This window comes from Microbacterium sp. 18062 (assembly GCF_902706225.1).
GTDB lineage: Bacteria > Actinomycetota > Actinomycetes > Actinomycetales > Microbacteriaceae > Microbacterium.
Map to the genome: position 1 here is coordinate 1 of NZ_CACSKB010000197.1, position 549 is coordinate 549.

Here is a 549-nt window from a genome sequence, read left to right on the forward strand (position 1 = left end):
CTTCCAGCACCTGACGTTGCGCTCGCGTCACGAACTGCATGCTCTCAAGGTGTACCTCTACCTAGCCGCTCGTCGGGACAACTACAAGTCTTATACGTTGGCTTCCTACGAGAAGATCTCCGTGAGCACGGGAGTGCCAGAACGCCATATGAGGAAGGCACTCGTAACCTTGTCGCTTTGCGGCTTGATCGCCAATATTGCTCGTGAACGTGACCAAGAGGGTGAGACCGGAGCATATGGCCCGAATATCTACTACTTGGCAGGACACCAGACGTTCTTTCAATCGGCTAGTGGAACATCAGTCACGCCGGAAACGTCCCCTGACTCTCCACCATCTCCCCAGCGACCGAAGGAATCGGATCCCTTCTGAACGGCTCGCGTCGAACAGGGGCGGAGCGAGAAAATTTGGTTTTTTGCCCAAAAATAGCGAACTTTGGCGACCCGCTACTGTTTTTCACCCTGAATTCCTGCTGATTCGGTGAAATTCTGACCTATGAATACCGGATCGGTTCAGCAGGGTTCTGTTGCGCCGGCAATACTCTCCTAAAC

The 549-nt window shown here is 53.4% G+C and carries 1 protein-coding gene; it reads left to right on the forward strand.

Features of this window, described 5'->3' with window-relative positions:
• On the forward strand, nt 1-370 hold a 370-nt coding region (locus GVL03_RS22430), incomplete at its 5' end, for a hypothetical protein (RefSeq protein WP_235038261.1).
• Nucleotides 371-549 lie beyond the last annotated feature (179 nt).